The organism is Actinopolyspora biskrensis, assembly GCF_013408175.1.
Lineage (GTDB): Bacteria > Actinomycetota > Actinomycetes > Mycobacteriales > Pseudonocardiaceae > Actinopolyspora > Actinopolyspora biskrensis.
On the sequence record NZ_JACBYW010000001.1, the window covers coordinates 735,266 to 748,095 of the forward strand.

Sequence of the window (12,830 nt, forward strand, 5' to 3'; positions counted from 1 at the left end):
GGCGCGCACGGTGGTCGGCGCCGGGCCGAGTCACCGCCCCCCGGAGTGATCAGCGGCCTCGCCGATCGTGCGCGGCGTCGACGATCTGGCCAGGGGGCCTCCGGTCGTCGGGGACAGGTGGAACATGCGCAGCTCCCGGCCGGACCTGCGGGTGTAGGTCCGGTAGGGCGGCCAGGTCTCGAGCGCGCTCGGCCACAGCGCGGCGTGCTCGTCGCCGGTGACGTGGCGCGCTCGGACCGGCGCGGTGGTCCCGCCGACGGTGATCGCCGCCCGCGTGTCCCGGAGCAGGTTCGTTGTCCACTGTGGATGTCGCGGGCGCCCGCCGTTGGATCCGAGGACCAGGTAGGAGTCCCCGTGCCGCGTGCATATGACGGGAACGCTGCGCCAACGGCCCGTCCGGGCTCCGCGGGTCCACAGCAGGCACAGCGGCACGCCCAGCGAACCGCTGATGCTGTGCCGTCCGCCGGTGCTGCGCAACGCGATGCGCTCCGCGGGCGTGAGCCTCAGGGCCAGCTCGCACACCCACGCTCGGTGGCTCAGGCCGCGGGCGAGTCGCGTCAGGAGAGGCGTCGGGTTCCTGCGTTTCCGGGATAACACGATAGTGATGATCATTGGCGGGCGGATCTCTTCTCAATACCTCTTTCGGGGGTGACCAGCACATTGTTGCCCGATTGAGCGACTTGAAGATCGGCAGCTGGCACATAGATTTTCCCCGTGTCCGAGGGAGCAGCGGAAGCGTCATTCAGCAGGCCGAAGTACGACCCGATCGCCGTGGTCGGCATCGGTTGCCGATTCGCGGGAGGCGTGGATTCGCCCGGTGCCTACTGGGAGGTGCTGGGCGAGGGGCGTGACATGGTCACCGAAGTTCCACCGGACCGGTGGAACGTCGCGGAGGCCTACGATCCGGAACCGGGTGTTCCGGGGAAAACGGTGTCGAAGTGGGGTGGTTTCCTCCACGACGTCGGCGGTTTCGATCCGGAGTTCTTCGGCCTGTCCGAGCGCGAGGCGGAGGCGATGGATCCGCAGCACCGCCTGCTGCTGGAAACCGCGTGGGAATCGCTGGAGCACGCCGGTATCCGGCCGCGCGACCTCGGTCATTCGCCGACCGGGCTGTTCCTTGGGATTTCCGGCCAGGACTACATGATGCGCACCCCTTACGGGGAGCTGTTCACCAATCCCTACGCGATGACCGGCAATGCGCGCAGCATGGCGGCCGGACGCATCTCCTACCTGCTCGGGCTGCGCGGTCCCAGCGTGGTGCTGGACTCCGCGTGTTCGTCCGGGCTGGTCGCCACCCACCTCGCGGTGCGGAGCCTGCAGACCGGCGACGCGGATCTGGCCCTGGCCGGCGGCGTCAACCTGATCTTCGGCCCCGAGACCACGGTGGCCTTCTCCAGCTGGGGGATGCTCTCCCCGGCCGGGCGCTGCCGGGCGTTCGACGTCGACGCGAGCGGGTTCGTCCGGGCCGAGGGCTGCGGGGTGCTCGCGCTGAAACGGCTCGCCGACACCGAACGTGACGGTGATCGGGTGCTGGCAGTGCTGCGGGGCTCCGGAGTGAACCAGGACGGTCGCTCGAACGGCATCACGGCGCCGTCCGGGGAGGCGCAACGCGAGCTGCAGCAGCAGGTGATCGCCCGCTCCGGGGTCGACCCGTGCCGGGTCGGCCTGGTCGAGGCGCACGGCACCGGTACCCCGGTCGGTGATCCCATCGAGTTCGCCGCGCTGGCCGACAGCTACGGACACGGGGACGCGGGCCCGTGCGCGCTGGGCTCGGCGAAGACGAACGTCGGCCACGCGGAGACCGCCTCCGGCATGGCCGGGGTGATCAAGGCGATCCTGGCGTTGCGGCACGGCGAGGTCCCGGCCAATCTGCACTTCACCGGCTGGAACCCGGAGATCGACCACGAGAGCACTCGGCTGTTCGTCCCCACGCGGACCGAGCCGTGGCCGGTCGGGGACGGACCCCGTCTCGCGGCGGTGTCCTCGTACGGTTTCTCCGGGACCAACGCGCACGTGCTGCTCGAGCAGGCACCCGTGCTCCAGCCGGGAACCGCGTCCCCCGGGCGTGCGCCGCTGCTGGTGCCGCTCTCGGCGAGCTCACCGCGAGCGCTCTCGGACACGGCGGGCCGGATGGTCGCGTGGCTGGAGAAGACCGAGCACGTCCCGGTGCACGACCTCGCCTACACCAACGGCGTGCGGCGCGAGCACCGGTCGGCGCGTGCGACGGTGGTCGCCTCCGACCGGGCGGAGCTCGTCGGGAGGCTGCGCGCCGTCGAGCGGGGGCAGCCGGCGCACGGTGTCGCCGTCGGCACGGCGGCCGCGGGGCGTGAGGGCGACCCGGTGTGGGTGTTCTCCGGGCAGGGTGCCCAGTGGGCGGGCATGGGGCGCCGGTTGCTCGACCAGGAGCCCGCGTTCGCCAAGACCGTCGAGGAGCTGGAGCCGGTGGTGCTCGCCGAGTCGGGGTTCTCGTTGCGTGACAGGCTCTGCGCCGAGGAAGTGGTCACCGGCATCGACCAGGTGCAGCCGGCCCTGTTCGCCATGCAGGTCGGTCTAGCGGCCGTGTGGCGCTCGCACGGCGTGCGACCGGGTGCGGTGATCGGTCACTCGATGGGTGAGGTCGCCGCCGCGGTGGTCAGCGGAGCGCTGTCGCTGACCGACGGTGCGGCGGTCGTCTGCAGGCGCTCGCGGCTGATGCTGGAGCTGGCGGGTGCGGGCGCGATGGCCTCGGTCGACCTGTCCCGCGAGGAGGTCGAACGCGAACTCGAGGAGGCCGGGGCGCGCGGTGTGGTGGTCGCCGTGGTCGCCGCACCGGAGTCCACTGTGGTCGCCGGTGACGCGGACGAGGTGGGCCGCCTGGTACGGCGGTGGGACGAGGCCGATCGGATGGTCGGTGAGGTGGCGGTGGACGTCGCGTCGCACTCGCCGCAGGTCGCCCCGATACTCGACGCCTTGCTGTCCGCGTTGTCCACGGTCACGCCGTGTCGGCCCGAGGTTCCCTTCTACAGCACGGTGCTCACGGGGGAGGAGAGCTCGCAGATCTCCTTCGACGCGGCCTACTGGGTGGACAACCTGCGTCGTCCCGTACGTTTCGCCGACGCGGTCTCCGCGGCGCTAGCGGACGGGCACCGCGTGTTCGCCGAGCTCGGCCCCCATCCGCTCCTGACCCGCGCGATCGGTGACACCGCCGCCGCGCGGCACGCGGACGTCGCCGTGGTGGGAGCACTCCGCCGCGACGAGGACGAACCGGCCGCGGTGCTCTCGGCGATCGGCGAGGTGCACTGCGCGGGCGGTCGCGTCGACTGGTCGGCGCGGCACCCGGAGGGACGGCTGCTCGACGTGCCGCTGCCGACCTGGAACCACCGCTGGTTGATGAGCTCCGGGGCGGAGCGCTCCGCCCCGGCGGTGGGGCATCCGCTGTTGGGCGCGCACGTGGAGACCCCGCGCGGCGACGGTGAGCACGTCTGGCAGGCCGACATCGGTACCGACACCCACCCGTGGTTGGCCGACCACCGGGTGCGGGGCACGCCGATGATGCCCGCCGCCGGCTACGGCGAGATGGCGTTGTCCGCGGCGGAGGAGGTCTTTGGTGCCGGCTCCGCGATCGAGGTGTCCGGACTCTCCTTCGACAACGCACTCGTGCTGGACGGCCCGATGACCGTGTCGACCACCGTGGAGCGCACCACCGGGCGCCACGGCGGGGTGAGCGTGCTCGGCCGCGGCGTCGACGGCGGCGCCGTCACGTACGCCCGCGGCCACGCCCGGGTCCTCGACGAGGACGCGGCGCCGCGGGGGGTGGACATCGACGCCCTGCTGGCCGAGCACACCGAGTGGCAGGACCCCGAGGCCTACTACGCGAATTTGCGCGGTTTGGGCGTCCAGCACGGCCCGGGGTTCGCGGCGCTGACCGCGATCCACCGCGGAGCGGCCGACCGGCGCAGCCTCGTCGGCGAGGTCCGGCTTCCGGCCGAACGCCGTTCGGAGGTGGACTCCTACCGCGTGCACCCGGTGCTGTTGGACGCGTGCCTGCAGACCATCGCCGCGCACCCGGAGTTGATGGATCAGACCGGCCTGTTCCTCCCGCTCGGCATCGGAACGCTCCGGGTGTTCGGCGATGCGCGGAACGCCCGCTACTGCGTGGCAGCGGTGCACGAGTTCGGCGACCGCTCCGGCCTCGGAAACGCCCAGCTCGTGGACGAGGAGGGCGCGGTGCTGGTGGACGTCCGCGACGCGCGGTTCGGCACCTCGGCCGAGGAGGCGCCGGACCGGGTGTTCGAGCGGCGCCTGCTCGCCGTCGAGTGGGACGCCGTGCCCGCTCCGCAGCTGGCGTGCGCGGAGACCGGGCGGTGGCTGCTGGTCACCGAACCCGAGGGGAGGGGCCTCGCCGATCGCCTCGCCGACGGCCTCCGCTCGCGGGGCGGCACCGCGACCGTGCTGGCTCCCGACGAGCCCGACGAGCTGGGACCCGCGGTGCTCTCCTGCCCGGAGGGCGTCGACGGCGTGGCCTTCGTGACCTCACCGGAGCACGATCGGCGCGCCCCGGCCGCGACCTCGCGGCAGCGGGTGGGCCGCCTCACGGCACTGGTCCAGGCGCTCACCGACGGGGAGAGCCGTCGGTCGCCGACGCTGACCGTCGTGCTGCACGACGCGCAGGAGGTGCTCGGCGGTGACGGCACGAACCTCGCGCAGGCGCCGCTGCGCGGCATGGCCAAGGTGATCGGGCACGAGCACCCCGAGCTCGCGGTGTCCGTCGTCGACAGCGTGGACACCGATCCCGCCCGGCTCGTCGGCGAGCTGCTGGACGCCCCCGTCGAGGAGGACGAAGTCGCGTGGCGCGGTGACGTGCGCTATCTCGCGCGCCTGCGGAACAGCCCGCTCTCGGCGGACGAACGCCGCCGAGAGACCGTCCACTTCGGCAGGGACGGGATGGGCGTGCAGACCGCGCGCCGGGGAGATCTGGACACGCTCGAACTCGCCGCCCGCGAGCGGGTGCGTCCCGGGCCCGGCGAAGTGGAGATCGAGATCCGCGCCGCGAGCCTGAACTACGTGGACGCGCTCAACGCGATGGGCCTGTACAACACCGTGGACGACGACCCGCCGCCGCTCGGAGCGGACTGCGCGGGAGTGGTCTCCCGCGTCGGCCCGGGAGTCACCGACTACCGTCCGGGCGACCGCGTCGCCGCGATGATGTGGGGCGGGCTCGCCTCGCACCTGACGGTGTCCACCGGCAACGTGTTCGCCGTGCCCGAGCACGTCTCGACCGAGGAAGCCGCCACCATGCCTGCGGTCTACCTGACCGCGTGGTACGGGCTGAGCCACCTGGCCCGGCTGGAGGCCGGCGAACGGGTGCTGATCCACGCCGCCACCGGCGGCGTGGGCTTGGCCGCGATCCACATCGCGCGCTCCAGGGGAGCGGAGGTCTTCGCCACCGCGGGCAGCCCGGACAAGCGCGCCCACCTCGTCGAACTCGGCGTCGAGCACGTGATGGACTCGCGTTCGCTGGACTTCGCCGAGCAGGTGCTGGCCGTCACCGGTGGTGCGGGTGTGGACGTGGTGCTCAACTCGGTCACCGGCGCCGCCCAGCGGGCCGGCATCTCGCTGCTGCGGACCGGCGGGCGCTTCCTGGAGATCGGCAAGCGGGACATCTACGCCGAGCACCGGATCAGCCTCGCGCCGTTCCGGCACAACCTCACCTTCGCCAGCATCGATCTCAACCTCGTGGTCGACCGGCTCACTTCGCTGACCGCGAGCATGATCGGCGAGATCGAGCGCGGCGCGGCCGACGGCAGCCTCGTCCCCCTGCCGCTGACCACCTACACGGTGGACGAGCTCTCCGAGGCCTTCCGCACGCTCGGCGCGGGCAGGCACATCGGCAAGATCGTGCTGCGCATCCCCACCGAGGGCAGTCGGCAGGTTCCGGTGTCCCCGGAGGACGTGCCGGTGGTGCGGGCGGACGGCGCCTACGTCGTCACCGGCGGGCTCGGCGGGCTCGGTCTGCTGGTGGCCCGTTGGCTGAGCGAGGCGGGAGCAGCGCGGGTGGTGCTCAACGGGCGCCGGGAACCGGGGGAGACCGCCGCGGGTGTGCTCGACGAGCTGCGTGCGGCGGGCACCGACGTGCGGGTCGTGCTGGGGGATCTGGCCGAGCCGGACACCGCCCGCGGGCTGCTCGGCGAGGCGAGCGCGGACGGTGTGCCGGTGCGCGGCGTCGTCCACGGCGCTGCGGTCGTCGAGGACGGCGTGGTCTCCCGCCTCGACGCCGCGGGAACGGACCGGGTGTGGTCTCCCAAGGCGCTCGGGGCGTGGCACTTGCACGACGCGCTCGGCGCAGGCGGCCACGAGGGCGGGCTCGACTGGATGCTGCTGTTCTCCTCGGCCGCCGCCCTCATCGGAAACCCCGGGCAAGGTGCTTACGCGGCGGCCAACGGGTTCCTGGACGGGCTGGCCACGCTCCGGCGGTCACGGGGACTCGCCGCCACCAGCGTGTCCTGGGGTGCCTGGGCCGAGCACGGCCGGGGCGCGGACATGGCCGATCGCGGGCTCGCGATGATCGAACCGGCGGAAGGCATCGAGGCCTGCGAGCGGATCCTGCGGTACGCGCGCACCCGGAGCGGGTACCTGCCGCTGGCCGACGGCAGCTGGCTGGACGCGGTCGGCGACCGGGCACGCGGCTCCGCGTTCTTCGCGCCGCAAACGACGCGGTCCGGTGATGGCGGGGACGAGTCCGGTACCGACCACGAGCTGCTGGCCCGCATCGCCGAGACCGACGAGGCGAGTGCTGTCGACCTGCTCACCGAGTTCGTCGTCGAGCAGGCGGCGGCGATCCTGCGGTTGGACCCGGCCGGTGTCGACCCGGGGCGGTCCCTGCTCGACTACGGCCTGGACTCGCTGATGGGGCTGGAGCTGCGGACCCGGCTCGACAAGGCGCTGCGGATCCGGGTGCCGACGAAGAAACTCTGGGCCCACCCGGAGCCGTCCTCGCTCGCCGCCCACCTCGCCGAGCTCCTCGACGGCACCTCCGCTCCCGCGGACGCGTGAGCGCGCAGCGAGCCGAACGTCTCCGACCACCGCACCAGAAAGGGAAACCCGCAGTATGGCGCGAACGACGCATTCGCCGGTATGGGACGTCGCGGTCGTCGGCGCAGGTCCGGCAGGAGCGACGGCGGCACGCATCGCGGCCGAGAACGGTTGCAGCGTGCTGCTGCTCGAACGGGAGAGCATCCCGCGCTACAAGACCTGTGGCGGGGGACTCGTGGGAGCCTCGCTGGCGGCGTTGCCGGAGGGCGCGGACGTGCGGATCTGCGACGAGCTGAGCCGCGTGACCCTGTCCATGCACGGCAGGCGGGAACGCACGCTGCCCTCCCGGCCACCGCTGGCGAAGATGGTGTTCCGGAGCGAGTTCGACGCGGCGCTGGTCGAACGAGCCGCGGAGGCCGGTGCTCAGGTTCGCGACAAGTGCCTCGTGAAAGGGGTCGAGGGCGGTGAGGAGCAGGTGTCGCTGCGGGTCGCCAACGGTGACGTCCTGCACGCGCGAACCGTCGTGGGCGCGGACGGCAGCGCGAGTCGCGTCGCGCGGTTCGTGGGCGTTCGGTGCCGCCAGGTGGACCTGGCCCTCGAGATCGAGGTTCCGGTCGACAGCCGCACGTCGCGTCGTTGGGAAGGGCGCGCGCTCCTGGAGTGGGGGCCTTTCCCCGGAGCGTTCGGGTGGGTGTTCCCGAAGGGGGACATCAGCACCGTGGGAGTGGTGGGCAGCCGCGGCCGACCGGACGAGACGCGCAGGTACATGCGCGGTTTCGTCGAGCGTCAGGGGTTCTCCGGGATCGAGCCGATCCACGACACCGGGCATCTGACCCGCTGCCGGTACGCCGACTCGCCGTTCGCCCGCGACCGCGCGCTCGTGGCCGGGGACGCGGCGGGGTTGGCCGATCCCTGGCTGCGCGAGGGCATTTCGTTCGCGATGCGTTCCGGGGAGTTGGCGGGGCGTTCCGCGGTCGCGATCGCGGGCTCGGCCACGCGGTCCGACACCGAGGCAGCCGAACGCGACTACGCGCGCTCCGCCGAGCGCGAGCTGGCAGCCGAGATGTACGCCAGCGAGAAGCTGGCGAAGATCTACTTCGCGAGGCCCGCGCTGGTCCACGCGGCGCTGGTCGGGGTTCCCCTCGTGTGGCGGCGCGTGGACGACTACCTCACCGGGCGCAAGACCATTCCGGAGATCGTCAACTATCCCGGGGTCCGGCCCCTGCTGTCCGCCCTCGCCGCGCTCGGTTGAGGCCGCGTCCTGCCGTGCACGCCCGTGGTGGTCCGGGAGCGCCGCAGGGACATTCAGGGATCTGATCGTGTCTGAGCATACGTAATCCCTGGTCACGAACTCGACCAGTAGTCCTGCGGGCGGTTCGGCTGGACTCCGGCTCGTCGCTGCCCCGGATGGCTGAGCTGCCCCACTTCTCGAAGCCGTACCTCGGGCAAGTGGAAACCGGGACACGTGCGGCAGCGATCGACGTAGTGGCCGCCTACGAGCGAGTGTCAGGGGCCGAGATGTGGCGCAAGGAGATCACCCACCCCGGACTTACCAGGATCAAGGGAGCGCAGCGGCTCTCGACTCTTGCGCAGTCGATCCAATCGGGCAGTCCGGACGTATTCAGTCGGCTGTGCCTGGCCTCGGACATCTCCCGGTTGACTCAGGTGGACTGAAGACCTTGCCCCGGTCGTAGGCCGCTGAGACGCTGACAGCGGTTCTCACGGATCGCTGAGAGCGTCACGGACGGGTGATTGACGTTCCCGAGGGGTAGAGGTCCGCTAGACACGAGAAGGCCCCCGGTTCGTTCCGGGGCGTTGGAGCGGGTGATTTTCGCGCGTCGGGCAGCGCAGGATCCGGGCGGCTCCGGTCCTGTCGGTCGTAAGTCCCGGCGCTCAGGTTCGCGCACTGTCGGCCCGTCTTCGCCGCTCTGCGCGTAACTCCCGGTACGGCGGGCCCGTGGCACGACTCGTGGGGTGAAGTTCCGAAGTCACAACTCCGGTACACGGAAGGCAGCCGGACACCCGTGTCCGGTGCTCCTGCGGCGTTTCCTCTTCCCCCGGCTCGGGTGATCTCTGTCAGTTCGACGGAAGTCGCTCGAACAGAGGGGGCACAGCCTTACGCGTCCACACGGTGCCGGAAGAAGCTTTCCGCGCCCCCTCCGGGGCCCGGCGACGTCTTCCTGGCTCTCACCGGCAGCGCCGGGGATGAGAGGGTGACCTCCTGATGAGCATCGCTACCCCGGGTATTTGCGTGAGTCCGTTACGTGAATCGGCGACGATGCTGCGCGGGCCCTCGAGCACTGGCTGCGGTAGCCGTCGATGACGCTGATGCTCCCCGGGCCGCCGAGCACCTTCCTGCTGCTGTTGCCCCACGTGCTCGGCAGCATGCCGGGTGTCGGGCTCGGAGGGATCTCCGGCTGACGTGCCGAGCACGTCAGCCGCGTGCCGCCGACGATCACCCCGAGGGCCGTGGCGGCGACCGACGCAGTACCGCGACCGACCAGAGAGGAGATCCGATGAGTCGAACGGTTCCCGTCCCGCACGGCCTGCCCACGGAACGCGATGCGGGGCCCTTCGCCCCGCCCCGCCGGATCACCCGGCTGCGCGAGGCGCGCCCGGTCAGTCCCATGGTCTTTCCCGACGGTCACGAGGGCTGGATCGTCACCGGCTACGACGCGGTCCGCCAGGTCATGGCCGACACCCGGTTCAGCTCCCGCCAGGACCTCGACGTTCCCCACGTGCCGTACGAGACCCCCGAGATGTCCGCCCTCACCGAACCGTCCCCGCAGGTGCCGGGCATGTTCGTCACCATGGACCCGCCGGACCACACCCGGTTGCGGCGCAGGCTCACTGGCACTTTCACCGCCAAGCGCATGAAGCAGCTCGAAGAGCACGTCATCGGCATCGCCGAGCGGCGGCTGGACGAGCTGGCACGTCTGACCCCGCCGGTCGACCTGGTCGAGGAGTTCGCGCTGCCGGTGCCTTCGCTGGTGATCTGCGAACTGCTCGGTGTCCCCTACGCGGACCGGGAGAACTTCCAGGGCAACTCGGCCAAGTTCTTGGAGAAGGACGTGTCGCTCGACGAGAAGATCGCCGCGTACAGCGGAATGACCACGTACCTGTCCGAACTGATCACGAGCAAACGCGCCGCCCCCGGCGAGGACGTACTGTCCGACCTGGCCCGTCATGACGACCTCACCGTCGAGGAACTGACCGGCATGGCCGTCCTGCTGTTGCTCGCAGGCCACGAGACCACCGCCAACATGCTGGCGATGGGCACCTTCGCGCTCCTGGAGCACCCCGGGAAGCTTGCCGAACTGCGCGCCGAACCGGACCTGATGCCCGGTGCCGTCGAGGAGCTCATGCGCTACCTGTCAGTCGTCGACACCGTCTACCGCTACGCCACGGAGGACGTCGAAGTCGGTGGTGAAACGATCGGCAAGGGAGCGACCGTCGTCGTCTCGTTGCTGGCCGCCAACCACGATCCCGAGCGCTTCGACGATCCCGACACCCTGGACCTCCACCGCGAGGCCCGCGGTCACCTGACCTTCGGCCACGGCGTCCACCAATGTCTCGGTCAGCAGCTGGCCCGCGTCGAGATGCGTGCCGGGTTCGACGGGTTGCTGCGTCGCTTCCCGGACCTCGAGCTCGCCGTCCCCGCCGGCGAGGTGAAGCTCAAGACCGACATGAACATCTACGGCGCGCACGAGCTGCCGGTCACCTGGGCGGAACCGTCCCGGTGAAACCGGCGGCCGAGCGCGTCACTCGTGGGATCACCCGCATCTCCTCGTGCGAGACGGTCCGTGGTGATCGCGATCGACCTCGGGGACGGTGCTCGGCACCGGCACGTCCGGGGACGTTGGATTGGCCGACGCGGAAGAACGCGAGCCGTGGGGGCGAAGAGCGGTCCCGAGGACGGCGGCTGCTGCGGCGGCGAGGAAGGCGCTGGTGGGGCTGTTGATGTCGCTGAGCAGGCCCACCAGCGGGGAACCGAGGGCCTGGCCTGCGGCGATCAGCAGAAAGGCGGCACCGACGCCGAAGGAGGGAGCGGTGGGGTAGACGTGCGTGCCCCACAGCAGCAGGAGGCCGGTCAGCACGATGTAGACGACACCGAAGAGCGCGGCGGCGACGAAGATGCTCGGCGAGGAGCCGGCGGCGAGGGCGAGACCGGCGGTGGCCGCGGCCAGGGTCAGCATGGCCGCGATCCATGCGCGGCCGAGGCCGGTGCGGGTGGTGAGGTCTCCGGTCAGGGCGCCGAGGAGGCCGGCGGCGCCGAGGCCGATCCACATCAGGGTGGAGGTCAGCGGGCCGGCACCGTGGAGCACGGCTATTTCGCGGCCGAACGTCCAGACCGCGGAACTGGCCATGCCCATGACACCGGCGGCGATCAGCAGTCGCGGCGCTCCGGGAGGCAGCCAGGACGAGGGTGACCGAGTCGTGGTGCGGTCCGGGGCGGAGTCGTCGTCCCCGCTGTGCACGCGGTGAACGGGGATGGTTCTGGCGGTCCATACGGTGATCACGGCTGCGGCCAGCGCGAACGCCGCCCAGGCCAGCCGCCAGCTGTTCCCGAACAGCAGGGCGACCGGTCCGGAGACCATGACTCCGAGACCGGTCCCGGCGTTGACCACGGTCTGGATCCGACCTGCTCGGTCGGCGGCGACCCAGCGAGCCACCGCGTCGGCCAGCGGCGGGGAGGCAAGCCCGGTGCTGGACCCCGCGAGCACCACCCCGGCCGCGAGGACACCGGCGTGCGGGGCGGCTGCGATCAGCCCCGTGCCCAGCGTCGCCGTCGCTCCGGCGGCGACCGCCACCACGCGCGGGCCACATCGTGGAGTGGTCACCGTTGCGAGCACGATCGCCACGCAGTAACCCCCGTAGCTGCCGGAGGCGATGGCACCTGCGGTGGCGGAGTCGAGGGAGAACTCGGCGCTCAACACCGGAACGAACAACCCGTAGGCGAACCGCGCCAGCCCGTAGCAGACCGCGATCAGCGACAGGCCCGCGGCGGCCAGCCCGGCCGTGTGCACGGGTGAGCCACCAGTGCGTTCTCCGATGCTCCTGCCTCGGCGATGGTTGGGCATGCTCGCCTCGCTTTCTTAGTATACCGACCGGTGTGGTTACCACAATGTACGGCACGGCGTGGATAAGTCAACTCACCGGTGGGTATAGTTTCGGGTGTGGCGATACGAGCGGAGATGACCCCGGCCGGGCAGCGCGTGCTCGACGTGGCAAGCAGGCTGTTCTACAGCGACGGGATCAACGCCGTCGGCGTGGCCCTGGTCGCCGAGACCGCCGGGGTGACCAAAAAGACCCTCTACGACTGCTTCGGTTCCAAGCGGAAGCTGGTCGTGGACTATCTCCGGCATCGCCATGAGATCTGGTGGTCCCATCTCGAGCAGCGCCTCTCCGGGGCCGTTCCGCCCCGGACGCTCACACTGGTCGAGGCCTACCTCACCCATCCGGACCTGCACGTCAACCGCGGCTGCGCGTTCCTCAACGCCGCAGCCGAGCTTCCCGCCGACCACCCGGGGCTGGACGTGATCCGAGAGCACAAGAAAGCCGTCCGCACCCGGCTCGCCGAACTGGTCGCCGAAGACGCTCCAGCCGTCGACTCCGAGAGCGTGGCTGAGCACATCTTCCTGCTCATCGAAGGGGCCATCGCCCACATCGGCATCGATGACCACGACAACCGGGCCCAGCAGGCTCGGCAACTCGCCGCCGCGCTCCTCAACAGCGGTCACGGAGACCGGTGAGGGGACCGTGCGTGCTTCCTGCGATCAACACGCCTGCACGGACTCGCTGCCGCCGATGAACGGATC

Annotated in this window: 7 protein-coding genes; 5 read left to right on the plus strand and 2 right to left on the minus strand. The window is 71.2% G+C overall.

Annotated elements, in window-relative coordinates; all coding sequences use genetic code 11:
- Positions 1–30: 30 nt before the first annotated feature.
- Complete coding sequence (locus tag FHR84_RS03215) at positions 31–522, minus strand: nitroreductase/quinone reductase family protein (protein ID WP_179533895.1); 492 nt, start codon at positions 520–522, stop codon at positions 31–33.
- A gap of 192 nt (positions 523–714) precedes the next feature.
- On the opposite strand from FHR84_RS03215, the gene FHR84_RS03220 reads away from it, so the two are divergent.
- The 4 genes from FHR84_RS03220 to FHR84_RS03235 all read left to right on the plus strand — a co-directional run bounded on the left by FHR84_RS03220 (position 715) and on the right by FHR84_RS03235 (position 10,754).
- Positions 715–7,032 carry a type I polyketide synthase gene (locus FHR84_RS03220; protein ID WP_218861910.1) on the plus strand — a complete coding sequence of 2,106 codons (6,318 nt, stop codon included), beginning with the start codon at positions 715–717 and terminating at the stop codon, positions 7,030–7,032.
- Positions 7,033–7,087: 55 nt separating this feature from the next.
- A complete protein-coding gene (locus FHR84_RS03225) occupies positions 7,088–8,263 on the plus strand; it encodes a geranylgeranyl reductase family protein (RefSeq protein WP_179533896.1) in 1,176 nt (391 codons plus the stop codon).
- A 155-nt stretch (positions 8,264–8,418) separates the two neighbouring features.
- Positions 8,419–8,685, plus strand: a complete 267-nt coding sequence (locus tag FHR84_RS03230; protein ID WP_179533897.1) for a hypothetical protein — start codon at positions 8,419–8,421, stop codon at positions 8,683–8,685.
- Positions 8,686–9,527: 842 nt separating this feature from the next.
- On the plus strand, positions 9,528–10,754 hold the full coding sequence (locus FHR84_RS03235; protein WP_179533898.1) for a cytochrome P450: 1,227 nt from the start codon (positions 9,528–9,530) through the stop codon (positions 10,752–10,754).
- 30 nt (positions 10,755–10,784) lie between these two features.
- Here the strand turns inward: FHR84_RS03235 and FHR84_RS03240 are convergent, their stop codons facing one another.
- Entirely contained in the window at positions 10,785–12,092 is a 1,308-nt protein-coding gene (locus FHR84_RS03240) for an MFS transporter (RefSeq protein ID WP_179533899.1), read from the minus strand.
- Between the two features lie 96 nt (positions 12,093–12,188).
- Between FHR84_RS03240 and FHR84_RS03245 the strand changes: the two genes are divergently transcribed.
- Positions 12,189–12,764, plus strand: a complete 576-nt coding sequence (locus FHR84_RS03245) for a TetR/AcrR family transcriptional regulator (protein ID WP_343075138.1) — start codon at positions 12,189–12,191, stop codon at positions 12,762–12,764.
- The last annotated feature ends 66 nt before the right edge of the window (positions 12,765–12,830 follow it).

Bases quoted from the DNA above. Each gene is read 5' to 3' on its own strand.
- FHR84_RS03235 (WP_179533898.1), top strand. From the start codon at position 9,528: ATGAGTCGAACGGTTCCCGTCCCGCACGGCCTGCCCACGGAACGCGAT.
- FHR84_RS03225 (WP_179533896.1), top strand. From the start codon at position 7,088: ATGGCGCGAACGACGCATTCGCCGGTATGGGACGTCGCGGTCGTCGGC.
- FHR84_RS03230 (WP_179533897.1), top strand. From the start codon at position 8,419: ATGGCTGAGCTGCCCCACTTCTCGAAGCCGTACCTCGGGCAAGTGGAA.
- FHR84_RS03240 (WP_179533899.1), bottom strand. From the start codon at position 12,092: ATGCCCAACCATCGCCGAGGCAGGAGCATCGGAGAACGCACTGGTGGC.